Here is a 24949-nt window from a genome sequence, read left to right as displayed (position 1 = left end):
AGATAGTTAATGAAGGGATGATTCACGTATCACTAATTGAGACCGGACAATGATGCGGGAAGCATTGGATATACTGGTTACACCATCCAAATGGTCAATCAGGTTTCTGGCCGCAATTTCTCCCATCTCTTTACCCGGGTAATGAATGGTGGTTAATTGCGGATTGACCAGTTTGCAGATATTATCATCGTTGAAACCCACCACTGCTATGTCTTCCGGTATGCGAATGCCTGCATCCTGCAGTTGACGCATACAAACTGCAGCAGCAAAATCATTGGTGATAAAAATGCCATCGGGACGGTCTTTCATGTTTAGAATGGTTTCAGCAGCTTGCATACCCCCTTTTTCGTCCAGGTCGTTGATCATCACCAGTTCTTCCCTAAAGGGAATATCATTATCGCTTAATGCCTGTAAATACCCCTGGTAACGCTGTTCATATACATTGCGTTTCCTGTTGCCGGTAACCAGGGCTATGCGCCGGCAACCGCGTTGTGCCAGGTGATGGGTAGCTTCATAACCGCAACGGGTATTGTCTATCACCACCATTGTGCTGTTAGGCTGGTCTTCGGCACGGTCAAAAAACACCAGCGGAATATTTTTATCCTGAAAAGGCTGGAAGTGGGAGAGGTCTGCCGTATCCATAGCCAGCGAAGCAATTACCCCATCTACCCGTTTATGGAAAAAATTACGGGCATTGGCGGCTTCTTTCACCACGCTTTCGGCGGAATAGCCAATAATAATGTCATACCCGGACTGTGCAGCAACCTGTCCGATGCCCGCTAATACCGAAGTGATAAAATGGCTTTTTAACTCATGTACAATAATGCCAATGGTGCGGGTGCGCTGCGTTCGAAGATTTACCGCGTAATTATTACGCCTGTAACCCAATTCTTCAGCGGCGGCGGCTATTTTCTTCCGGGTATTTTTGTTGATAATGGGGTTATTCTGTAACGCACGGCTTACGGTGGAACTGGCAAGGCCCAGGTGGCTGGCTATATCATATATAGTAACCTCCGGTGTAATAACTTCTTTTTTCATCAGCATTCGTTAATGGAATTACATAAAAGGCAATGAGTACATCCCTGTTTAAAATTAGCTGGCTATGAGGCGGTGGGGTGCGCTTATTGTTGAAAATACTAGCACAAATGTTTAAAATGAACATTTGTGCTAGCGCTTTATAGTTGAAAAACACGCATTTATCATTCCTGCGGAATGATTTGTCGCCAATCGCCATTCTCCGGTTTTGTTAAAATAGCTGTATATTCATCTTATCGATTGGGTGTTTAATGGATTGCTTATGCGTATATGTACATGGATAGCCTTTGCGGTGATACTTATTAGTTTACCTGTTGTAAGGCTGCAGGCTCAAAGCAGCCAGATTAATTTCACTTCCCTGACGGCTCAAAACGGCCTTTCCTATAATACTATCAATGCCATACTAAAAGATAAATATGGGTGGATGTGGTTTGCCACAGACGATGGCTTAAACAGGTTTGATGGTACACGGTTTACCATTTACCGGCATAAGGAAGGCGATTCGGCCAGTTTGCCTGACAATAACATTACCTGTATGCATGAAGACCGGAAGGGGAATTTATGGGTTGGCAGCGGCAGGGGCAATGTGTGCATGTACGATCGGAAACGGGATGTGTTTGTGTCGGTGAAGGGGTATAAAAACGCCAATGCGTTGGACAACTGTGTACGAAGTTTGCATGATGATTACTCCGGTAAAATATGGGTAGCCAGTTTTACCGGTATACATATTATAGATCCCTTAGCGCTCACGGTAGCGCCACTTCCCCTGATAACGCTTGCCGGCAAAACTCCCGCCGATAAACTGGCCATGTGCATTTATGAAGACAGCCATAAACAAACCTGGGTGGGCACCAATCATGGCTTGTACCTATATAACAGGTCGCTGAACAAATTTCAACAGTTTCAACGTGGAAATAGTGTCGCGGGTAACCTGGTGTGCGATAGCATCAATTGCCTGGCGGAAGATAAAAACGGAAAGCTATGGGTGTGCACAGAGAATGGGGTAAGCATGTTACAACCGGGCAGCAACCGGTTTGTGAATTACCGGCAACCGGAAGCAGACGCGGGATTGAACGGTAATGTAATGTATTCATTGGCAGCAGATTCATCTGGCCAGCTATGGATAGGCACCGAAAACGGACTGGCCATACTTACCCCGGCTACCGGTCGTATACAGCGTATTTTGCCGGATGCCCGTAGTGTATATAGTTTGCGGAATAAATCCGTACGGGCAGTTTATATCGATAATAGTCAGGGCATTTACTGGCTGGGGTGCTACCTGGGCGGGATTAATAAATATGACAAAAATCTGAACCTGTTTCAGTTAAAACAAAGCAATGCTTTTGATGCACATGGCCTGAGCGCGCCTTTGGTCACCTCTTTTGCCGAGGGGGATAATGGTAATGTGTATGTAGGCACAGATGGCGGTGGCTTAAACCTGTATTCGCGTGCTACGGGTTTATTCAACCATCTTACTGTTGGTAAAGCTGCGGAGAGCGGCCGGCTGGCTATACTTTCCCTGGAAAAAGACCGGCAGGGAGATATTTGGATAGGCACTTTTGGCAAGGGATTATTCCGGTATCATCCGGCTACCGGTGCCAGCCAGCAGTTTACAAAAGCAACAGGGAAGGAGGCTATACGCAGTAACGATATATTCTCACTACTGGCAGACAGTCGCGGCCTTTTATGGATAGGCACCAATGGTGGTGGCACGGATGTATACGACACACGTACCAACCGCATGCTGTATCATTACACCCGTACCCCTGTGGCACCGGACGACAGGCCGTTGCCCTTAAACGGTTATATCAGGGGCATCCAGGAAGACAAGGAAGGACGGATATGGATGGGCTCTTGCGGTACCGGTATTGTGCGCCTGAACACCGTAACCGGCCAGTGCGATGTATATAATAATGCCAACAGCCAGCTGCCTTCTATGGATGTGCGCTGTATGTTGTACGACAGTAAAGGGCGCTTATGGGTGGGTACCGGCAATGGGTTAAGCCTGTTTGATGCCGTCTTGCAGCGTTTTACTACCTATAATGAAAAGCAAGGCTTAGCCAATGCGGTCATACACGATATTGTGGAAGGAGATAACGGGGTGGTTTGGGTAAGTACCAATAATGGTATCAGCAGTTTTACTACCAGTAGCTCACGTTTTACCAATTACATGCATTATAACGGAGTGCAAAACAACAATTTTGTGATGCGCTCAGGCATTCGTGCTGCTGACGGGGAAATCTTCTTTGGTGGTTTAGACGGGTTTAATTCATTTTATCCCAGCGCCCTGAAGCAAAATCACAATATGCCTGCCGTGGTATTGACCGATCTGCATGTGGCCAATCAATCTGTTTCCCCGGCTGAAAAAGGGCCTATACAGGAGCATATTTCCACTGCCGGGGTTATGCATCTGCGTTACGGGCAGAATTTTGCCTTGAGCTTTGCGGCTTTGGATTTTACTTCTCCCGAACAAAACCGCTATGCTTACCGCCTGGAAGGATTTGATAACGATTGGGTAGATGCCGGATCACATCAAACAGCTTCCTATACCAATATAGATCCGGGGGAATATGTGTTCCAGGTAAAGGCCTGTAATAATGATGGCGTATGGAATAGCAACGGTGCCCGCATTCGTATTGTTATTGATCCTCCTTTCTGGCGTACCACCACAGCCTATGTGTTGTATGTGTTGCTGATAGCCGGGATATTATTGTATTCGCGTTACCGCACGCTGCAGCGTTTGCGCCGGAAGTTTGCTGCGGAACAGGAAAAGCTGATGGCAAGGCAACAAATGGAGCAGGAGCGTAAACAGGCAGAGATGGCCCGGGAACTGGATCAGTTGAAGATTAAATTCTTAACCAATCTCAGCCATGAGTTTCGCACACCTATCTCATTGATAATGGGGCCGGTAGACAATCTACTTAGTAAAAAACAAGACCAGGCATCAGCCGGGCAACTAGGGATGGTGAAGCGGAATGCACGCAGACTATTAAACCTGGTGAACCAGTTGCTGGACTTCCGCCGACTGGAAGAGCATGAGTTGACTTTACAACCTTTACCGGGCGAGATGATAGGTTTTATCAGGGAGGTGTTTGATTCGTTTACCGATCTTGCCGACCGGAAGAAGATCTGTTACCAACTGGATTGTGACACTTCCTCTTTAATTGTAGCTTTTGATCATAACAAGCTGGAACGCATACTCTTTAACCTATTATCTAATGCGTTTAAGTTTACCCCGGCAGGAGGAGCTATTCAACTGGTGGTTAAAAAGGAAGAAAAGGTAACAGAAGATGTTGCCACCACCTGGCTTAGTATTGCCGTATCGGATACCGGCATGGGAATTCCGGAAGAAAAACAAGCGCGCATATTTGAACGTTATTTTCAAAGCCATGCCGCCAACGCTCTTCTTACTCAGGGCACGGGTATCGGGCTTTCTATCACCAAAGAGTTTGTGCAAATGCATGGTGGCACTATTGAGGTGAGCAGTAAGCCTGCACGGGGCAGCACCTTTACTATACAGCTGCCTTTTACTATTGTGCAACCCGTTACGGACAGCTTACCTGCACTGCCTGAACCCAAAGTGTTGCCCATGCAACCGGTGGAGCAGTTGCCGGAGAAGGAGGGCGATACTGCGCGAACCACCCTGTTGCTGGTGGAAGACAATGACGATTTTCGCTTTTACCTGAAGGATAATTTAAAAGCCAACTACCATATTATAGAAGCCAGGAATGGTAAAGAAGGATGGCAAAAAGCACTGGCGGTGCATCCGCAGTTAATTGTTAGTGATATAAACATGCCGGAGATGGATGGCTTGCAGCTATGCAGGAAAATACGGTCAGACAAACGCACCTGCCATATCCCGGTTATCCTGTTAACAGCCTTGCCGGGCGAAGCAACAGAATTAAAAGGATTGGAAACGGGTGCCAGCGATTACCTGACCAAGCCTTTTAATGTGGAACTGCTGCATGCACGTGTACACAACCTGTTACAGATGAATCGCCGCCTGAAAGATACTTTTACCAAACAGCTGAAAGTTACCGGGCCTGAAGTGGAAATAGATTCGGATAACGCCCGTTTTTTGCAGCGCGTGGTATTGTTCATTGAAGAAAACCTGAACGATGCCAGCCTGTCGGTGGAAGCTTTAAGCAAACACCTGGGTTTAAGCAGAAGCACTTTATATAGCAGAATGGTGGAGCTTACGGGTAATACTCCGGTAGAGTTTATACGTAATATTAAGCTGGACAAAGCCGCTGTGTTGCTGGAAAAAAGTGATATGAATATTGCGCAGGTGGCTTATTCTACCGGGTTTTCAACACCTAATTATTTTACAAGGGCATTCAAAACCCGCTTTAATATGCAGCCATCAGAGTTTTTGCAGCAGAAAAGAAAACCTGCTTCGCACACTACAGAATAATATGCGTGGTACATCAGGCTTTGGCAGCAGTACGTTTACCGCTTTTAGACGCGGAAGCAGGAGCCCCTTTATGGAGTGTGCTTTGCCGGGTAATGATCTTGCTGGGGATCACCAACTTCTCATCTGTCAATTCCTTTGTGTTATCTTCATTGGATTTACCGAAATAGAGGTTGGCAGCCTGCTTACCCAATTCTTTGCTCTGCTGATCAACAGAGGTAAGGGTAGGGCGTAACAGTTCTGTAAAGCTTTCATTGGCAAATCCAAGTATACCCAATTGTTGAGGCACTTCTATTTTCAGGCTTTCGGCCAGTTGCAATATAGCCAGTGCCTGGGTATCAGATACTGTAATAAAAGCATCCGGCTTGTCTTTCTGGCTCAGTAGTTCTGTAGCGGCTTCAATAGTGCGCTCGCGAGAAAGGGCATTGTCAACAATATAATTGAACGGTATATTCAGTTTGGCTTCTTTAATACCTTTTATATAGCCTTCTTTCCGGAGCTTAAATGCCGGAAGATGTTCCGGCCCGCCAATAAAGGCTATTTTTTTATATTTTTCATTTACCAGGTGTTTTACAGCTTCATAAGCTGCTTCCAGGTTATCGTTTATTACTTTATAACCTGCTATTTTATCCAGGTACCTGTCAAATTGAATAATGTCTATCCCGGTATCCCTGGCAGCTTCCAGGTGTTCGGCAGATTGGGTTTCTTCTGAAACTGATATCAATATGCAGTCCACATTCTGGCGTACTAAGGTGTCTATTGCTTTACGTTCCTGCTGGAAAGATTCGTGCGACTGGCAAATGATGAGGCTGTAATTGTTGGCAAAACAAGCTTCTTCAATACCGGCAATGGCTTCTGAGAAAAAGCTTTGGGTTATATGGGGTATAATCACGCCCATTGTTTTAGAAGAACCCTGGCGAAGGTTGGCAGCATGCGAATTATGGCGGTAATTTAATTCCGCAGCTTTTTTCTTTACCTTCTCCTTTATCTTCTGGCTCACCAAAGGGTGGTCGTTCAATGCCCGCGATACATAGGAGGCAGACATGCCCAGTTCTTCTGCAATATGATAAATCGTTGCTCTTTTTCCGCTCATCTTAGGCCCAAATTACGCAAATAATTGGGAAGCTACACCACTTGTAGACAATATAGGGCATTGTTGTGGTATGTATTTGTCACCTGAAAACAGCAACATATGGCTTAATTTTCACTTAACTGTATATATGCGGAGGTTGTTTAGGTAAAAAACGCTTTACTTTGTCACTGCTTGTTGTTATGAGTGGGCTTACACTATATGCAGATACGGAACTCTTACAATTGTTAAGGCTACATGATATGTCAGCCTTTGAAGAGATATATAACCGTTACTGGAACAAACTTTTCGATGCTGCTTACCATCGCATTAAACAAAAAGAAACCTGCGAAGAAATTATACAGGAAGTGTTTGTGGTTCTGTGGGAAAAACGGGAATCATTGGATATTACCACCAGCTTGGGTGCTTATCTTTTTTCTGCCGTTAAGTATAAAGTCATCGATTATTACCGCAAACAGCTGGTTCGCGCCAGGAACGCCCCTGCACTTGCCGCTATAACTTCCATAGACAATTCTGCAGAAGAACAGGTTTTTTTGAACGATTTAATGGTGCATATTGATAAACTGGTAATGCAATTGCCGGTTAAATGCCGTTCGGTATACGAACTCAGCCGCATCGAACATAAAAGCAACAAAGAAATAGCCTCCCTGCTCAATATTTCCGAAAAAACAGTAGAAGGCCACCTTACCAAGGCGCTGCAGGTATTGCGCCTGGCGGTTGGTAACTCTGTTGTTATACTATTGTTGGTAGCTGCGAGATAACAGGTTATCAAGGCCGTATCATAATATCAGAGCCGTTTTCCTTTCCCAAAAGGAGGCGGCTTTTTTTATTTAATTTTTTTTGAAAACGGGCAAGGGATGACGACCAGTTAAACGACTATTATTCAGATACGGTTAACTTTTTCAACGCAATTATGAACAGAGAGCAACTGAACGAAGCGCTTAAAAATTACCTGGATGGCACTGCCAGCCCGGAAGAAAAAGCGGTGATAGACCAGTGGTACGAGCAGTATGGCCATATGCCGGGTTTTACGGAAACCTTGTCTGATGAAGAAAGAAAGGGAATGCAGCGTCGTTTATTGGCCGGCATTACCCACAAAATAACACCAGTTGAGCAACAGCAGGTGGCTGAGCTGCCCGCAACGGGAAAGTACCGGCGTCTGACCCGTTGGGTGGCTGCGGCAGCTGTATTAGCAGCACTGGTGCTTACTACCCTCCTCTGGAATAGAAGCGGCAGCAGCAAAACGCATATGAACCTGGTGGCTAACCAAACCGGCCATATTCTAAAGCAGGTATTGTCTGATGGGTCAGTAGTATGGCTCAACCCCGGTGCAACGCTCCGCTATCCTGATACGTTTGCCATAGCCACGCGCACTGTAACCATGAGTGGCGACTGTTTTTTTGAAGTAACCAAAAATCCTCAGCGTCCTTTTATCATAGAGAGCGATAAACTGGTAACAAAAGTTTGGGGTACCAGCTTTCGGGTATGGGATAAAAATGATGGCAGTGTAGCCAAAGTAACGGTGGTAACGGGTAAAGTGTCTGTAAGCAAAAAAGGGAGTGAGGGGGCTGCTTCCACCAATGCCATTGCCCGTGATGAAGTGGTATTGCTGCCAAAGCAGGAAGTGGTGTTTGATAAAAATACGCAGCAGCTGAAAACAGCCGTTGATCCGGATATGAAGCCGGTGCAGAAATGGTCACATACGGGCATGGTGATAGAAGACGAAGCGTTTGCTGATATTGCTGCTGCTTTACAGGAAAAATTTGGTGTAACGATACTGCTTGCTGATAGCCGGTTAGGGCAACAACGAATGACTGCAGATTTGTCGAACCTGAACCTGGCCGAAGTGCTGGAAGTATTAAAAGTATCCATGCAAATACAATACACCATACATGACGACAGTGTAACTCTATCCAGATAAAACAATAAACAATCCGTGCGAAATTTTATGTACAATTACTTGCCATTTTAGCCAATTATTGCTGTAACGGGCTGTAGCCCTTTATTCCGCCTTTTATGCAACCTGTAAAGTTCAGGTTGTACAGGCTTGTCATTATCTTTTTTTACTACAATTACCATTATTATGAATTTTGCTTTCCATCGTTCCCGCTTCTGGCGTCATACAATGAAATGTTCATTTCACCAGTTGTTGCTGATTGTATTGCTGGTGAATATGGCTTATGCAAAGCGTGCTTTTGCACAGGAAGCTTTGAATAAAAAGATCAACTTTACTGCGGAGAACCAGACACTTGCTGCTGTATTAAAAACTTTATCTAAAGACAATAATATCCAATTTGTATACAATCAGGATGTAGTGCAGATCAACAACCGGGTTACGGTAAATTTCACAAACGTTACTTTGAAGGAAGTACTGGATAAACTGCTGCTTCCTTATGCTATCCGCTACCAGGTATACAAGGAGAAAATTATACTTACCAACGCCCGGCAGCAGGATAACGAGTTAGATGCTACTTATAAACTACCGGATGATATTGTAATTACAGGTAAGGTAACTGATGAAAAAGATCAGCCCTTAAATGGAGTGGCTGTTACAGTTAAAGGCACCGATAAAGGTGCCATTACTGATGTTGCGGGAAATTTTAAAATACGGGTAAAGAGTACAAATGATATACTGGTGTTTAAGTCGCTGGGATATAATGTAGCAGAAATACCCGCCTCCGGCGTACAGCCGTTAGCAGTGAAACTGGTAGCAGAAACGAATTCACTGAATGATGTGGTGGTGATTGGTTACGGCACCAAAAAGAAGAGCGATCTTACCGGAAGTCTTGCCACATTAAGCTCAGAAGAAATTACCAAAACCAAAGCGCCCAACGCGCAGGAAGCCATGCAGGGCCGTATGCCAGGCGTAGATATTAAACGCAGCTCAGGCAAGCCTGGTGCAGATATGACAGTGGAAATACGCGGTGTAAACTCCATTTATGGTAACACACAACCATTGTATGTAGTGGATGGCATACCAGTGGCTAATATTAATGATATTAACCCGGCTGATATTGAGCGTATGGATGTATTGAAGGATGCCTCTTCCACAGCCATCTTCGGTTCCCGTGGTGCCAATGGCGTGGTCATTGTGACTACTAAAAAAGGAAAGCGCGGGCAGGCCAAAATAAGCTATGATACTTATGTTGGCGTGGTGAATGCGTATAACCTGCCCAAGGTGTACAAAGGTGCAGAGTTTGTAGATTATGCAAGAGAGTATTATGCTACTCTCGGTGCGAATGCAACACCACAGGTTACTTACACCGACGCGAATATATTTTCCGCCACAGAGCTGGCCAATATTGCCAGTGGCAAGTATACTAACTGGGTGGATATGATTAAACAAAATGGTTTGCAAACCAATCACAACCTCAATATTACGGGAGGCGATGAAAAGACCATTTATTTTTTATCGGCCGGTTTTCAGTCTTATGAAGGCGCTACCAAAGGTGCCAGTACAAAGAAATATACTTTGAAGGTGGGTATTGACAAAACCATCAACAAATGGTTGAAAATAGGTGCTTCTGCTTATAATACCTTTGCCGATTTTAATCTGGGCAGTGGTGAAATATTCAGAAGTGCTTACCGCCTGCGCCCTACAGGCAGTGCGTATAATGCTGATGGCAGCCGCCGTTTTTATGCCTATGAAACAGAATCGCAAATTACCAACCCGCTGTACGATCTGGATAATGACCTTCGCAGAACGCAATATATCCGCATGTTACCCAACTTGTATACTGAGTTAACCTTCTCTAAAAACCTGCGCTTCCGCAGTTCTTTTACGCCGGATATCACCTTTCAGCGTGCAGGTACCTACTACGATACCTATTCTAAAAACGGCGCAGGCACTAAGCCCAGTGCAGCTACCAATACCTCTACCCACAACTTCAACTATACCCTAGATAACGTACTTACCTATAACACACAGCTAGGTAGTGAGCATAAAATAGAAGCCATAGCCGGTAACTCTTTAAACTACTACCAGGCAGATAACAGTTCTATTTCAGTAACAGGGCTGCCTTACCGCTCACTTTGGTACAATGTGGGCAGCGCAACAGCAGTAACTATTAACGGAACTACCATACAGCCTACTACTACGGTATCCAGCAGTTACTCTAAACAAAACATCAGCTCTTTCTTTTTCCGCGCTAACTATACCTTTAAAAGCAGGTATTTGTTTACAGTAACGGGCAGGGCAGATGGTAACTCTATTTTTGCAGACGGGCATAAATGGGGCTTCTTTCCTTCCGCGGCATTTGCGTGGGTGGCAAGTGAAGAAAACTTTTTAAAGAATGTGGAAGTTATCAGCTTTTTGAAACTGCGGCTGAGTGCAGGCCGATCCGGTAACGCTGCTGTTAATAATACTTATTTCTATCCGTATGTAACGCAATCATCTGTTTCCACCAGCTTTTATGACTTCAATGGTAATAATGCAAATGGTTCGCTTGTGGCCAACCTGAGTAGCAAAGCCATTACCTGGGAAAAAACTTCTGAATACAATGCGGGGTTTGATTTGAATATTCTCAAAAACCGTATTGCTTTTACGTTTGACTATTACAATAAAACCGCCAAAGGCACTTTGCTGCCTCAGCAAATACCCGCTGCCAACGGTTATACACAAGTGGTAGCTAACATCGGCTCTATCCGCAACAGCGGTGTGGAAATTGGTATCAACAGCACCAACATTAAAACCACTGATTTTACCTGGACCTCCAATATCAACTTTTCCCGTAACAAAAACAGGATTGTAGACTTATTTGGCAACGGAGCCAATGACGTAGGTAACGCCCGTTTTATTGGCCAGAAAGCAAGGGTATTATACAACTATAAAATTATTGGTGTGTGGCAAACCAGCGAGGCGGCAGAAGCTGCTACCTATGGTCAAAAGCCGGGTCAGTATAAAATGCAGGATACTAAAAAAGACGGTGTAATTAATGCCGATGATCGTGTAGTGCTGGGTAGTGATATTCCTGATTGGTTCGGAGGTATTACCAACACCTTCAATTATAAAAACTTTGATCTGGGGTTTACGGTATATACCCGCCAAGGCACCTTGCAGCAGAGCACTTTCCTGGATCTGTTTATGAATGGCGACCAGGGCCGTGCAAGGTTTGGTGCTTTTAAAAGAAGTTATTGGACAAGTACCAACCCCAGTAACCAATGGGCCAACAATGCCATTGAAACAGATGCCACCCGCAGAACAGTGTCTACTTACCAGAATTCTTCCTATACTAAAATCAGTAATATTACGCTGGGGTATACCTTTCCTAAAAGCATTATCAGCAAGTGGAAAATGAGTTATCTGCGTGCTTATCTTACCGCGTACAATCCCTTTATCTTTACCAAATTTATTGGCTGGGATCCTGAAACGGCCGACCTCAGCTCTTTTGGATTACAGGACTTCCGTACCCGCACATTCATTTTCGGAGCCAGCGTAACATTCTAATTCACTTACTACAACACATGTTCATATGAAATACAGGGCAAACAAATTATTCCGGTGGTATATGGCAGTAGCTTTACTGGCTTCTACCGGTTGTAAAAAATATATTGAGGAATCTAACCTGGGTTCTTCTACCGACGAAACTTATTATGTAACCAAAATAGGGTTTGAAGATCTGGCACGTTCCAATTATTCCAACCTGCGGTTTATATTTCAACAAGGTAATCTGCATACACTGGGTACTGATGTATTTACCAGCTATGCTACTACCGATGTAAACGGACTGAACCAGTACAATGTATCACTCAACTCTTCTCTTAACGATCTGGACATTTACTGGAAGCAACTATACTTTACCATTGGCGGGGCCAATAACACGCTTTACTGGGCTACCCGTGTACAGGGAATGGACAGTACCGTTTTGAAAAACCGCATCGGGGAAGCCAAGTCATTAAGGGCATATTCGTATTTTCTGTTAACCGAAACTTTTGGCGATGTTCCATTGGTAACTGCACGCACTACCGAGCCCAGTGTATCTTATACCAGAACGCCCGAAGAACAGGTGTATGCGCAAATGATCAAAGACCTTACAGAAGCCGTTGACGTTTTGCCAGTTACCACCAGCGATTTTGGCCGCGTTACCAAAGGCTTTGCACAGCATTTGCTGGCGAAGGTGTATCTTACACGGGGCTATAAAACTTATGGCACCACTGCTGATTTTACCACAGCAGCCGGATTGGCCGAAACGCTGATTAAATCAGGAACGTACACGTTACGTAGCACTTTCTCCGCATTGTTTGATCCTGCGGCTTCCGGTTTTCAGAATAATTCGGAGATTATATTTTCTGTACAATACAGTGCCACTGCTGCTACTAACCAGGTGTATTACCTGGGTAAGGTGCAGTCTACAGCAGTAGTAGGCAACAACCTGCATCAGTTTTTTCTGTGGGATCCGCAGGGGCTGGCTGCTATTGGCAGAAGTTCCTTCTATAACAGAAACAGTGTTATTGTGCAGTCAGTACCCGATCCCTATTTCTTTAGCCTGTTTGACAAAGCCAGAGACAGCCGCTACAATGCTACCGTATGGACAGCGCTGATTGCGCAAACGGCGGGCACTGTAAACAGCCGCAGCTTTGCGGTGGGCGATACTGTGGTGTATTATCCCGATGTTGCATGGACTTCAACCCAGAAAGCCGCAGTTAAATATTTTGTGTATAATCCTGATGAGTATCGAACCTCTTCCTTTTCAGGACAAACCCGTTCCTTCCCCTTGTTTAAAAAGTTTCGCGATCCGAATGTAAGTTATGGCGATTATGGTGGCACCCGCGATACTTATGTTTTTCGTTTAGGCGAAACTTACCTGGTAGCAGCGGAAGCATATTTAAAAGCCGGTAACAGTGCTAAAGCGTTGGAATATTTCAACGCCATCCGTACCCGTGCTGCCAAACCGGGTACTAACCCGGTTTCCGGTAATACTTATGTTTCCGAAATGCAGGCTACTTCTCTTACCATTGACAATATCCTGGACGAAAGGGTGCGGGAATTGTCAGGTGAGGAGATGCGCTGGTTTGAACTGAAACGAACCGGCACTTTAATCAGTCGTACTTTAGCGCATAATGAAGAGGCGGCTGCCGCTAATACTTTAACCACTAAGCACCTGGTAAGGCCTATACCACAAAGTCAGATAGATCTTAACCGTGGCGCTTCATTCCCCCAGAATACCGGCTACTAAGTAGCCGGTATTAACCATATCAATTGAACTATTTATGAAAAAAACAGTGTTGTGTTTATTACTGGCAGGGTGCATACCGGCTTTGTATGCGCAAAAAGATTTTAATATCCTGAAATATGGTGCTGTATCTGGTTTAAGCAACAGTAATACAACGGCCATACAAAAGGCCATAGATGCCGCTGCACAAAAAGGCGGCAGGGTAGTAGTTCCCGCCGGTAATTATGTTACCGGGCCATTGATGCTGAAAAGCAATGTTGAACTGCATTTGCAAAAAGATGCCGTGCTGGCAGGCAGTGAAAAAAGATTGGATTACGGCGAAGGCAAAATGTCGCTGGTGGTGTGTATGGGGCAGAAAAATGTATCGGTTACCGGTAAAGGAGTAATAGACGGGCATGGCCGCGAGATTGTTGAAAATGCCTTGATGCTGCTGAATGAAGGCAAGCTGGAAGATGATCCGGAATGGCTGGTAAAAAGACCAACGGAAAGGAACCGGCCCTCTGTTTTGTTTTTTAAGCAATGCACGAATGTGAAGGTTACGGGCATTACTTTAAAAAACGCAGCCAGCTGGGTGCAGAACTATAAAGAATGTACACAGGTGTTCATAGACAGTATCACTGTACAGAGCACGGCTTACTGGAATAATGACGGTATTGACATTGTAGATTCCAAAAAAGTGAAGATCAGTAATAGCTATTTTAATGCTGCTGACGATGCCATTTGTCTTAAATCAGAAATAACCGAAGGGGTATGTGAAGATGTGGTGGTGGAAAACTGTATTGCACGATCCAGCGCCAATGGTTTCAAAATCGGTACCGGTTCGCTGGGTGGATTCAGAAACATCACCGTTAAAAACTTAACTGTTTTTGATACCTATCGCTCTGCCGTGGCTTTAGAAACGGTAGACGGCGCTTTCCTGGAAAATGTAACGGTGAGTAATGTAAATGCCCGTAACACCGGTAATGCGATATTCATTCGCCTGGGCCATCGTAATAAAGACAACCGTTATAGCACTTTGCAACATGTACTTATTGAAAATGTGAAAGCTGAAATACCACTGCGCAAGCCTGATATGGGTTACCCGGTAGAAGGGCCATTGCCTAAAGTACCTCCGCATAACCTGTTACCCTCTTCTATAGCGGGATTACCTGGTCATACTATTAAAGATGTACAGTTAAAGAATATAGAGATTATATATGGCGGAGGTAGCTCGCGCGAAAAGGCTGAGGTAAAAATGGATTCGCTGGGCAGTATAACGGAAAATCCGGCAGGCTACCCCGAGTTTACTATGTTTGGTGAGTTGCCGGCCTGGGGCTTTTATGTAAGGCATGCTGAAAACATAATAATGAATAACTGTACGGTAAAGCTAAAACAGGATGATTTCAGACCTGCCATAGTGTTTGATGATGTAAAGGGGCTGGTACTGGAAAAGATAAATATACCTGCTACAGCCACCTTGCCTGCATTGATTTTTAAACAGGTGCAGGGATTAGAGCGTACACAGGTGGTATTACCTGCTGATAATAAAGCGGTACTTACTATTCAATAGTTTTTGCAGATAGTAGCCGGGGGGCTCAACTCCCAAACTGCTGCTCCCGGTAACGCGCGGGTGGCAGGCTGGTTTTGTTTTTAAACACTCTTGAAAAATGCGGTAGGTTATCAAACCCGGTTGCTTCGGCAATCTCTGTCAGCGACATTTGTGTCGTTACCAGCAGGTATTGCGCCCGTTCTATGCGTTTGGTATGCAGGTAAGAGAGCGGCCGCTCACCGGTCAATTTCATAAACAACCGGGATAGATAGTCCGGATGATAATTGGTCATGTCAGCCAGTTTTTTCACTGTCAGAGCCTGGTTTAGGTTCAGATTAATGAAGCCGAGCAGGTCTACAATTTTAGAGGGTATGTTGCCGGCTATGTTCTGTTTATCTTGTTGAAGGGCAGTAAACCTGGCTACCAGTTGCAGCAGTATTCCCTGTGTTTCCATAAACAGCGCATAATCCTGTTGGTTGTTCAATGCTTCATATTCCTGGTAATAGATGTTTTTTTCATACACCAATGGGTTGTCAGAGCGGTTGATTTTTCGATGCGGATTTATTTGCAGCAACCTTTTAAAGCCTGTTATATCCATGGCCGTGGCTTCGGTTTTAAACACCGTGCGGTGGTTATGAAACAGGGAAATACTGTTCACTGCATCTTCAAAAAAGTGAATAAAGTACTGTCCAAGGCTGGTAGCACAATGCAGGTTACAAAGCGTAAAACCGGGAACCAGGTATAGATGGCCCGGTTCCAGCAGCCAGCTTTGTTTACCATTGGTAATAGTGCCCGATCCCTGATCTATATAATACAAACGGTAATAGGGGCTGAGTACATTTTGATAGTTCCAGCGCTCGTCAAGGCTTACATAATCAATGTTCAGGAGCGAGAAAGAATGTCTTAATATTCTTCTGTTCATAATGGCAATATCGGATTTATATAATACAAAGTCGAATCTGGTTAAAGATATTAAACGGCCAGCACCTAGCTTTGATACAACGCTTGTAATATGGATAGAAGAATGTTACTGAAACAGCTGGGATTGGCCTTACCTGCTTATCTGCTGGCTACGCAGGGCAGCGCACTGGGACTGGCAGATAGCGCTTACGGATATAAGAAAGAACGCTTTTCACCTGATTGGAAATCGCTGCAAGGCTACCAGGTGCCCGAATGGTATAAGAAAGCCAAGTTTGGAATATGGGCGCATTGGGGGCCGCAATGTGAACCGGAGTATGGCGATTGGTATGCACGTGGCATGTATGAAGAAGGTAGTGATCAGTACAATTATCACGTTAGAAAATATGGTCACCCCTCTCAGTTTGGATTTAAAGATGTGATACACCAATGGAAGGCAGAAGAGTGGAATCCGGAAGATCTGGTGAATTTTTACAAAAGGGTAGGGGCAAAATACTTTTTTGCCATGGCCAACCATCACGATAACCTGGATCTCTGGAACAGTAGTCACCACTACTGGAATTCTGTAAACCTGGGCCCCAAAAAAGACATCATTGGCGGGTGGGCCAAAGCAGCTAAAAAGGCAGGTTTACCGTTTGGAGTAAGTGTGCATGCCGCCCATGCGTGGACATGGTATGAAACTGCACAGCATGCCGATAAAAAAGGCCCTTTGCAGGGCGTGCCTTACGATGGCAAACTTACCAAAGCAGCTGGTAAGGGCCTTTGGTGGGAAGGCCTTGATCCGCAGGAACTGTATGTGCAAAATCACCCGTTAAGCAGCACCGAAAACAACCTGAACATTCATGCGCAATGGCATTGGGGCAATGGCGTGGCCTTACCTTCCAAAGAATACTGTGAGTTGTTTTATAAAAGAACCATTGAGCTGATTGATAAGTATGAACCTGAGCTGATTTATTTTGATGATACGGTATTGCCTTTTCATCCCATTAACGATATAGGGTTGAAAATAGCAGCCCACCATTACAACAAAAGTATACAACGCAATAAAGGCCGGCTGGATGCCGTGGTATTTGGAAAAATACTGGATGAAATGCAGCGCCAATGCCTGGTATGGGATATTGAACGTGGCCAGAGCAATGTGATAGAACCCTTTACCTGGCAAACCGATACCTGCCTGGGTAACTGGCATTACGATAAACGCGTGTACGACAGAAAAGGCTATAAGAGTGCCCGCACCGTGGTGCAAACTTTGGTAGATGTGGTAAGTAAGAATGGCAACTTCTTATTAAATGTACCCGTAAAAGGTAACGGCAGTATTGATGAGCAGGAGCGCGCCATATTGGAAGAAGTGGCTGCCTGGATGCAGGTGAACAGTGAATGTATATACGACACCACTCCCTGGAAAATACTGGGAGAAGGGCCAGCGCTTGAAAATGCGGCTCCGCTATCTGCCCAGGGTTTTAATGAAGGCAAAGGAAAACCCTTCACGTCAGAAGATATACGGTTTACACAAAAGGGAAATATTCTCTACGCAGTATTGATGGGTTGGCCTGAAGATGGCGTGGCGCGCATAAAAAGTTTATCGGAAGGAAATATTTTGTGGCCTGGTGCTATTCACAACATAAAATTGTTGGGCGGCCCTGCACTTACCTGTCAACGCAGCAATACAGCCCTTTCTATTCAGCTACCCGACCTCAGAACTCAACAACAGTATGCAGTAGTGTTGAAAATAACATAAACGGTTTTGTTTGGCAGTTGTTATCCTGGAGTCGCCCGTTATACTTACCAGGATACGCTCCGCCTGGCCTTGTGCCCGGCGGAGTTTTTTTTGCTATTCATGGTATGGTATACGGTACCATATTTGTAGCACAACAGGAATCTGTTTACAAATAATATCGCATAGCATGTTTTTGAGCAGCCTCGTAAGACACTACAATGTGTTTGTTTGGAAAGCAATGCGGGAAAAGAACACACGCCAACACTCTGCTTTTGAATACTGGCAAAACAACCTGTTTGTACTGGTAATTACCTGGGTGTTCCCGGTTTGTTTAATTGCCCTTTTACCTACTACTTACCTGGAAATAAAGGGAGGGGGATACACAGTGGCCTGGATGAATGCTATTGCTTTAACTGCTATATACATCCTGGCAATTCAACGGAAGATCAGTTTTCATTGGAGAAAGATATGGGTAGCCCTTATCCTTGTGGTGTTTTCCCTGGTGCTTTCCCGGCTGTTGTATACACTGGAACTGGGAGGTATTTACCTGTTTGCTTTAAGCATTTTTATGGGGCTGCTTTTTACCGGTAAAATGAGCTATGCCGGTGTAATAGTGAACGGGTTGATTATACTTTCTTTTACGCTCAGCCTGCATTTGAATCCAACTCTTTCTTCGCTCTATCAGATAACCTTTCAAAAATGGATCATCTATGCCTCCAATTTCCTTTTCATCAATTTTGTAGTAGTGGTAATGGTAAGGATACTGCTGATAAGTGTAGAAAAAAGCCTGAAAGCACAAACGGAACTGAACAGGCAGCTGAGGGTGGAAATGCTGTTAAAGCAAGATCAGCACCGGAGGTTGCGGGAAATTGCCTATATCCAGTCGCACCTGGTAAGGGCTCCACTTTCTAATATTAAAGGCGTATCTGGCCTTATCCGGTCTATGCACGGGCATCATGTGGAGGAACTGCTGTTACATAGCCTTGATAAATCGGTGGAAGAGTTGGATAGTGTTATAAAATCGGTAGTAGACCGCACCTGTTAATCACGAAGGAAGTTGCGGAATAAATTGGTTTCTGTAAGCTGCCGGTGACTGCCCCGTTACCTTTTTGAAAAAACGAACGAAATTAGAGGTGGCCGAAAAATTATAATCATAACCAATTTCTGCTACGGTTTTAGCAGTGGTTAATAACTCGTTTTTACAGGATTGCACCAGCTCGCTATGTATAAGCGTCAGTGCGGTTTTGCCAAAAGTATCCTGGCAAAGCTGGTTCAACCGGTTGCGATTCATTTGTAATAATGCTGCGTATTCATTTACTGTCTGCTTTTCCTGAATATGTTCCCGTAACAGCTTCTTAAAATGAAGTATATCTGTATTCCGGTAAAGGTTTCCGGATAGCTGGTAATGGGTAGCATACATTCGGTTTAATAGAATCAGTAATTCGTACAGGTAAGCCCGCAGCAAATGCTGACTATCATCCGCCCAATGATTTATTTCCTGCTTTGCCCGGTCAAACAGCAGCTTTAATCTATCTGCTTCTGAACGGGATACCGGTAGCACGGGGGCGTTGCCATAACTGCCAAAATAATACAGGCGGTTTAAAAATAAGTTGTCCTTTAGAAATAGCTCCATAAACTCCCCTTCAAATATCAGTATCATACTGTCAGGCGTTATTTTCAGGTTCCACTTCCGTGGTTGGGAAGGAGGAAGCAGTATTACCGCCGGGCCTTTAAAATGGTATTCGGTACCATCCAGTGTAACAGCTCCTTGGCCTTTCAGAAAAAGGAATACCTCATAAAAAGAAGTGGCATGCATTTCTCCGGAAGAAATAATCTTCGCTTCAATCTCCGGCAGATAGAAACAGTCGATCAGTAATTCCTTACCGTATTTATATTTCTGAAAATCTAAACGTTGCATCTGCTGTTGTTATGCTGCTACGCAATAAAAGTAGTATAAATGCTTTTCCCGGCAAGCAGGCAAATTGATAACAATGAAAGCATTCTGATAATAATACCACCTGGTAGCCAAAGTAGTTTTGTGTTGTCTTTAAACGTATTCATTATTAACAACACAATATAGAACAACAATGAAAAATCTGATTGCCACATTGGCTACCGGTGTTAGCCTGTCTGCTCCCGCGTTTTCACAAGAGTTACCCAAAGCCAGTGTACAACTGGCCGCACAAGCTGCACACGTGAAAATATACACCGTGGTAGCACCTCCTGAACAGTTTTCTAATACTACACATGTTATTGAACTGCCACATGAGCTGGTAGTGATAGATGGACAGTTTTTTGCGCCCTATGCCTGGCAGGTAAAAGCACTTACAGATAGCCTGCATAAGCCGGTGACCCGCTTTTATATCTCGCACGATCACCCTGATCACTATATAGGCTTTGGTGATGCTTTTCCTGATGTGCCTGTTTACGCCCTTGCTGAAACAAAGGCGGGTATAGAACAAGCAGGACAGCAAACGCTGGAACAAAGACAAAAACAGTTTGGTGATGTGATTGCCAAGAAGCTAAACCTGCCTACGCACATACAGCAACCTGGTACAGAAGTTATTGATGGGGTGAAATTTATTTTTGAAGTATCGCATGATAATGAAGCCGCCCTTTCCCTGGTGGTAAAGGTGCCGGAAGTGAAAGCTTATATCGCGCAGGATATTGTGTACAATAACACGCACCTGTTTATTTCGGGCAATTCAGACGGCTGGCGTAAAGCGTTGCACAAAATAGAAAAGGAGCATGATTACACACTGATTTTACCTGGCCATGGTAAACCGGCAGATCGTTCTGTTTTGAAAGAAGATCTCCAATACCTTGATTTTGTAGATCAGGCGCTGGCCGCTTCTAAAACAAAAGAAGAGTATAAGGCCAAACTGCTGGCTGCCTATCCTGGTTATGGCGGTGCACACCTGATTGATATTTACCTGGCTTATTACCTGAAAAAAGATTGGGGCAAGTAGTATGATAGAGAACAGAAAGAGCAATATAAAGTTGCTCTTTCGTTGTTATAATAAACTAATTGATAATCTCCCCTTTATTAGCCGCCAACCTTTCCCGCCATTTGGCCACTTCTTCCGGTGGTGTTTTTATCCAATCAGTAATCTCGCCCACAATTTTTAATGGGGAAACAGTACGGTAAGATCGTGTAGGGTTTCCTGGGAATTTTTTATTGGTAACGTTGGGATCATCCTCAAATTCACCAGTGGGCTCTACAATATATACCCGTTCAATGCCATCCCCCTTTGCCAGTGTGGCAGCTAAGCCGGCTCCGTTGAGAAGGGCGGTAAAGTAGATGTGGTTCATCATCAATTCGGCCTGATAATTAGATTCCTTGCCTGCTACCAGGAAATCGCCGGTTTGCAAATCAGCTTTTGTGCCGTGATAGAATGGCCCTTTGTCAGCAGGCGTGTATACAGATGCAGCTGCCAGTTCGGCATTCTTTTGGGCGTTCTCCTGGTCTCCAGCTTCTTTATAGCTTTCAGCAAGCTGAGAATATAACAGGGGGAAAGCTGCCCTGACGCTATCGTCGTTAAGTGTATGTGCCAGTTGTATCGCCGTTTCCAGCCACTCTATTTTGTCGCGCGTATTTTTTTGCGTGCGTGCTACGTAATAAGCGGCGATAAACTTTTCAAAGTCGCTGGCAGCTTCCTTCCATGCCTGCAAAAACAGCAAACCCGCTTCTTCGGGTTTGCTGCTCGCTTCCATAAACATGCCTTGCATGCAGAGTTTCACAATGTTATTGTTGGGGCTAAATTCCATATTTGTTCAATATCTATTTACTATTTACCCGATAAACGGATGGTGTAAGTAAAGCTGGTATCGTCCGACCAAACCAGGAACTGTTCTAATGGCCTGGGGCCGCAACTGTTTGAGCCTACACCCAATGTTTTGGTGGAGAGGCAAAATACAGTGGCTCTGCTTTCCGGCAAATCAATTTTATACTCTACCGGGTACATCTGTTCATCAGTATGGGGTAGTGCAGAAAACTGCATCTTGTTTTCGTCAGCTTGCAACAGTACAGATGGTTTGTCTGCACCGCTCAGTTTTACCCATCTTACCTCTTCATGATTGCCTCTTTCCATTGGTTTTTCATATTCATACTGCTGGTGCACATTTAAATCAAACAGGCCAATGTCTGCGGCTGTTTTTCTGTCTGGATAGTTTTCAAAGGGGCCGCGGCCAAAATATTGTACCTGATCCAGCTTTTTATCAAATAAGAACCGTACGCCAATGCGGGCCAGGTTAATGCGCCAGCCTGTGAACTGTATTGTATTGTTTACCTGGATGGTGCCATCTCCCTGCACCAGGTAGGTAGCAGTATGATAAGTGTTAAAACCTTCCTTACCGGCAGCGCGTATCACAGTAGTTATTTTTATAGCTCCGGGCCCTGCTGTTTCAGCTTTACAGCTGATAAGGGAATCGGATAAGTTTTGTACGCCAAACCTGTTCCATGTTCTGTTTACCCAGTTATCGTCTGTCTGGTGGGCTGCACGGGTTAAGTAAATCTGTGGTCCTCCACCTTCCGCCAACAGGTTTACCCCGTTTTTAGTGAGTTGTGTGAGTAAGCCTGTTTTGTTATTAAACTGTACCGCAAATCCATTGCCTTTAATAATGATGAACGAAGCGCTCTGGCTCATGGTAACGGGAGGGAGGCTTGTTTTTGCAGACTGCATCACAGGCAGGGTGCGTATAGGTAGTGCAAATTGTGCTGCAGCTACTTCAAAACCTTTACCGGCCCATAACGTTGGGGTCTTTTGCTGGTAGCTCACCCGTAAAAAATATTCTGCACCAGGCTTCAGCTGTTCCAGCTTTACAGGCAGGTTTACGGTGCGAGCGCGACGGGCAGCAATAGAAGGTAAAGCAAAAGTGCCTTTCCCAATCTCTATTCCATTTTCTGTTACACTCCACGAACCCTCAAAGTTATCCAGCGGAATAAACTGGTATTTGTTTTTGATAAGGATAGTGCCGTTTAAAGGATCCACCAGGTCGGTGCCTATCCATTGGAAAGCTTTTTTCATTTCCGGGTAATGGGGTTTCGTGCGGCTGCCTTCCACTGTGCGATCATACGATACTACACCCTTGTGTATAAAGTAATGATCGTTGGGTACTTCGCCAAAGCCTCCACCATAGGCCAGGATGGTATGGTTGGGTGTGCGGTTGTTGGTCAGTGCCTGATCCTGGAACTCCCAGATGGCACCGCCCAGTATTTCGGGGTTTTTATCAAACACTTCGGAGTATTCTGCCAGCGAACCCATGGAGTTAAACATGGCGTGTACAAACTCGCAGATATAAAAAGGTTTTGTCAGTTCTTTATTCTGCGCCACCCGTACGTAATCTTCTGCGGTGCCATACATTCTGCCATCTAAATCGGCAGGATTATTTTTACCGGTGCCAAAGCGCTCGTAATGTATCGGTCGACTGGGATCGAGTGCTTTCACGGCATTCATAGCTGCAACAAAATTAGGGTTGGTACCCCAACCGCATTCGTTGCCCAGCGACCAGATAATAACCGATGCGTGGTTTTTAAAGTTTTCAATGTTGGCAATATTCCGGTCAATGATAGCGGATTGAATGGTAGGCTCGTTTTCAAAACGGCTGTCATAACCATGGCATTCTACGTTGGCTTCTGCTACCAGCCAGATGCCCCATTCATCACACAGTTCGTACCAGCGTGGATCGTCGCAATAATGACTGGTGCGTATATGATTACAGTTGCCTTGCTTAATTACCTGTAAATCGCGTATCATCTGCTCTTCGGTAACTGCATGTCCTACATCCGACCAATGTTCGTGACGGTTTACACCCTTTAGTTTAATGGGTACGCCGTTTACGGTAAACACACGGCCTTTGATTTCTATTTTCCGGAAACCTACTTTAGTAGAAAGTATTTCCCCCTCGGCACTGGTTAATACCAACGTGTATAATTCAGGTGTTTCGGCTGTCCATTTATCTGGATTGTTTACAGAAAATGATATAGATAGCTGCTCTTCTTCCTCCGCACGTAATGCCTTGCCGGCTACTGCAGCTTTGGCTACTATGCTGCCATCCTTACTGTATAACACGGCTGATACAGCTTGTTCTTTTCCTTTGTCAGTGCCATAGTTCCTGGTGTTTACCAATACCTGCACCGTAGCATTTTTATAGTTACTATCCAGATCCTGCTTTACAAAAAAGTCGCGCATATGCACCTGCGGGCTGCTCCAGATGGTAACATTCCTAAAAATGCCATGCAAGCGCCACATGTCCTGGTCTTCCAGCCAGGTACCGGAGCTGTATTGATATACTTCCACTGCAATGCTATTGGCACCTGTTTTTACATACTTTGTAATATCAAATTCGGCTGCGTTTCTGCTGTTGACACTAAAGCCTACTTTCTGGCCGTTGATCCATACGAAAAATGCGCAATCCACACCATCAAAAGTGAGGAACAGCCGGCGGCCATTCCAGGTGGCCGGTACTTCAAAACTGCGCCGGTAGCAACCTACAGGGTTTCGTTCTTTATAAGCCGTATAATTTTTATCCGGCTCACTCATCACCTTGGGATAATCTTTTTTAATAGTATACCCCAGGTTGCGGTAAAAAGGAGTGCCATATCCCTGTACCTCCCAGTTAGAAGGCACGGGTATATCGCTCCAGCCAGAAACGTCATAGTCTTGTTTGTAAAAGTCTACCGGTCTTTTTTCGGGACTGGGCTCCCAATGAAACTTCCATTGACCATTCAGGCTGCGGCAATAGGTTGAGGCATGTCGTTTCCCTGCAAGTGCTTCCTGCAAACTGGCATAGGGCATTAAAGTGGCATGATAGCGTTCTTTGTTGATGCCCAGCAATTCGGGGTTTTCAATTTCTGAAGGGTAATCTACGCCGGCTTTCAAAGGGCTGGCTGGCTGGGCTTTAGCTGCATTCCATAGTATACTGGCCGACAGATAACCGAGGAAGCAGGTTTTGAATAATACGTTTTTCATTCTTTCATGGAATCGTTAGTCGAAGAGATATTGTTACGCCTAAATTACAGTCAAAAACGGGAATTAAGCAGGTTACCCGGTTAAGTATCCAATTATTTCTGTATAAC

Annotated in this window: 15 protein-coding genes; 9 read left to right on the top strand and 6 right to left on the bottom strand. The window is 44.8% G+C overall.

Features of this window, described 5'->3' with window-relative positions:
- Positions 1-6: 6 nt before the first annotated feature.
- Positions 7-1038 carry a LacI family DNA-binding transcriptional regulator gene (locus FLA_RS13400; RefSeq protein WP_096511469.1) on the bottom strand — a complete coding sequence of 344 codons (1032 nt, stop codon included), beginning with the start codon at positions 1036-1038 and terminating at the stop codon, positions 7-9.
- Between the two features lie 259 nt (positions 1039-1297).
- Between FLA_RS13400 and FLA_RS13395 the strand changes: the two genes are divergently transcribed.
- Positions 1298-5449, top strand: a complete 4152-nt coding sequence (locus FLA_RS13395; RefSeq protein WP_096511006.1) for a hybrid sensor histidine kinase/response regulator transcription factor — start codon at positions 1298-1300, stop codon at positions 5447-5449.
- Positions 5450-5462: 13 nt separating this feature from the next.
- On the opposite strand, the gene FLA_RS13390 is transcribed toward FLA_RS13395, so the two are convergent.
- On the bottom strand, positions 5463-6539 hold the full coding sequence (locus FLA_RS13390; protein WP_076382715.1) for a LacI family DNA-binding transcriptional regulator: 1077 nt from the start codon (positions 6537-6539) through the stop codon (positions 5463-5465).
- A gap of 161 nt (positions 6540-6700) precedes the next feature.
- Here FLA_RS13390 and FLA_RS13385 point away from each other — a divergent pair, with 161 nt between their 5' ends.
- The 5 genes from FLA_RS13385 to FLA_RS13365 all read left to right on the top strand — a co-directional run bounded on the left by FLA_RS13385 (position 6701) and on the right by FLA_RS13365 (position 15257).
- Positions 6701-7297: an RNA polymerase sigma-70 factor gene (locus FLA_RS13385; protein WP_144264197.1), complete on the top strand. Its 597-nt coding sequence runs from the start codon at positions 6701-6703 to the stop codon at positions 7295-7297.
- A gap of 152 nt (positions 7298-7449) precedes the next feature.
- On the top strand, positions 7450-8457 hold the full coding sequence (locus tag FLA_RS13380) for a FecR family protein (RefSeq protein WP_076382717.1): 1008 nt from the start codon (positions 7450-7452) through the stop codon (positions 8455-8457).
- Between the two features lie 204 nt (positions 8458-8661).
- On the top strand, positions 8662-11982 hold the full coding sequence (locus FLA_RS13375) for a TonB-dependent receptor (protein WP_159445201.1): 3321 nt from the start codon (positions 8662-8664) through the stop codon (positions 11980-11982).
- A 25-nt stretch (positions 11983-12007) separates the two neighbouring features.
- On the top strand, positions 12008-13711 hold the full coding sequence (locus tag FLA_RS13370; protein ID WP_084206561.1) for a RagB/SusD family nutrient uptake outer membrane protein: 1704 nt from the start codon (positions 12008-12010) through the stop codon (positions 13709-13711).
- Between the two features lie 34 nt (positions 13712-13745).
- Positions 13746-15257: a glycoside hydrolase family 28 protein gene (locus FLA_RS13365; RefSeq protein ID WP_076382719.1), complete on the top strand. Its 1512-nt coding sequence runs from the start codon at positions 13746-13748 to the stop codon at positions 15255-15257.
- A 25-nt stretch (positions 15258-15282) separates the two neighbouring features.
- Here the strand turns inward: FLA_RS13365 and FLA_RS13360 are convergent, their stop codons facing one another.
- On the bottom strand, positions 15283-16158 hold the full coding sequence (locus FLA_RS13360) for a helix-turn-helix domain-containing protein (protein WP_076382720.1): 876 nt from the start codon (positions 16156-16158) through the stop codon (positions 15283-15285).
- A gap of 90 nt (positions 16159-16248) precedes the next feature.
- Between FLA_RS13360 and FLA_RS13355 the strand changes: the two genes are divergently transcribed.
- Entirely contained in the window at positions 16249-17892 is a 1644-nt protein-coding gene (locus tag FLA_RS13355) for an alpha-L-fucosidase (RefSeq protein WP_076382721.1), read from the top strand.
- A gap of 166 nt (positions 17893-18058) precedes the next feature.
- Positions 18059-18916 carry a phytochrome family protein gene (locus FLA_RS13350; protein ID WP_076382722.1) on the top strand — a complete coding sequence of 286 codons (858 nt, stop codon included), beginning with the start codon at positions 18059-18061 and terminating at the stop codon, positions 18914-18916.
- On the opposite strand, the gene FLA_RS13345 is transcribed toward FLA_RS13350, so the two are convergent.
- Positions 18917-19789: an AraC family transcriptional regulator gene (locus FLA_RS13345; protein WP_076382723.1), complete on the bottom strand. Its 873-nt coding sequence runs from the start codon at positions 19787-19789 to the stop codon at positions 18917-18919.
- Between the two features lie 169 nt (positions 19790-19958).
- Here FLA_RS13345 and FLA_RS13340 point away from each other — a divergent pair, with 169 nt between their 5' ends.
- A complete protein-coding gene (locus FLA_RS13340) occupies positions 19959-20840 on the top strand; it encodes an MBL fold metallo-hydrolase (protein WP_084206562.1) in 882 nt (293 codons plus the stop codon).
- A gap of 55 nt (positions 20841-20895) precedes the next feature.
- Here the strand turns inward: FLA_RS13340 and arr are convergent, their stop codons facing one another.
- Complete coding sequence (gene arr / locus FLA_RS32055; RefSeq protein WP_394337497.1) at positions 20896-21309, bottom strand: NAD(+)--rifampin ADP-ribosyltransferase; 414 nt, start codon at positions 21307-21309, stop codon at positions 20896-20898.
- A 350-nt stretch (positions 21310-21659) separates the two neighbouring features.
- Entirely contained in the window at positions 21660-24842 is a 3183-nt protein-coding gene (locus tag FLA_RS13330) for a glycoside hydrolase family 2 TIM barrel-domain containing protein (protein ID WP_084206563.1), read from the bottom strand.
- Positions 24843-24949 lie beyond the last annotated feature (107 nt).

Source organism: Filimonas lacunae, assembly GCF_002355595.1.
Lineage (GTDB): Bacteria > Bacteroidota > Bacteroidia > Chitinophagales > Chitinophagaceae > Filimonas > Filimonas lacunae.
The sequence above is the reverse complement of the archived record's forward strand: the minus strand, read 5'-3'. Positions and strand labels throughout refer to the sequence as shown.

What these genes read in the sequence shown, in the direction of transcription:
- FLA_RS13395 (WP_096511006.1), top strand. Translation starts at nt 1,298, where the DNA reads ATGCGTATATGTACATGGATAGCCTTTGCGGTGATACTTATTAGTTTA.
- FLA_RS13375 (WP_159445201.1), top strand. Translation starts at nt 8,662, where the DNA reads ATGAAATGTTCATTTCACCAGTTGTTGCTGATTGTATTGCTGGTGAAT.
- FLA_RS13360 (WP_076382720.1), bottom strand. Translation starts at nt 16,158, where the DNA reads ATGAACAGAAGAATATTAAGACATTCTTTCTCGCTCCTGAACATTGAT.
- FLA_RS13350 (WP_076382722.1), top strand. Translation starts at nt 18,059, where the DNA reads ATGTTTTTGAGCAGCCTCGTAAGACACTACAATGTGTTTGTTTGGAAA.
- FLA_RS13390 (WP_076382715.1), bottom strand. Translation starts at nt 6,539, where the DNA reads ATGAGCGGAAAAAGAGCAACGATTTATCATATTGCAGAAGAACTGGGC.
- FLA_RS13365 (WP_076382719.1), top strand. Translation starts at nt 13,746, where the DNA reads ATGAAAAAAACAGTGTTGTGTTTATTACTGGCAGGGTGCATACCGGCT.
- FLA_RS13355 (WP_076382721.1), top strand. Translation starts at nt 16,249, where the DNA reads ATGGATAGAAGAATGTTACTGAAACAGCTGGGATTGGCCTTACCTGCT.
- FLA_RS13400 (WP_096511469.1), bottom strand. Translation starts at nt 1,038, where the DNA reads ATGAAAAAAGAAGTTATTACACCGGAGGTTACTATATATGATATAGCC.
- FLA_RS13370 (WP_084206561.1), top strand. Translation starts at nt 12,008, where the DNA reads ATGAAATACAGGGCAAACAAATTATTCCGGTGGTATATGGCAGTAGCT.
- FLA_RS13330 (WP_084206563.1), bottom strand. Translation starts at nt 24,842, where the DNA reads ATGAAAAACGTATTATTCAAAACCTGCTTCCTCGGTTATCTGTCGGCC.
- FLA_RS13340 (WP_084206562.1), top strand. Translation starts at nt 19,959, where the DNA reads ATGAAAAATCTGATTGCCACATTGGCTACCGGTGTTAGCCTGTCTGCT.
- FLA_RS13380 (WP_076382717.1), top strand. Translation starts at nt 7,450, where the DNA reads ATGAACAGAGAGCAACTGAACGAAGCGCTTAAAAATTACCTGGATGGC.
- FLA_RS13345 (WP_076382723.1), bottom strand. Translation starts at nt 19,789, where the DNA reads ATGCAACGTTTAGATTTTCAGAAATATAAATACGGTAAGGAATTACTG.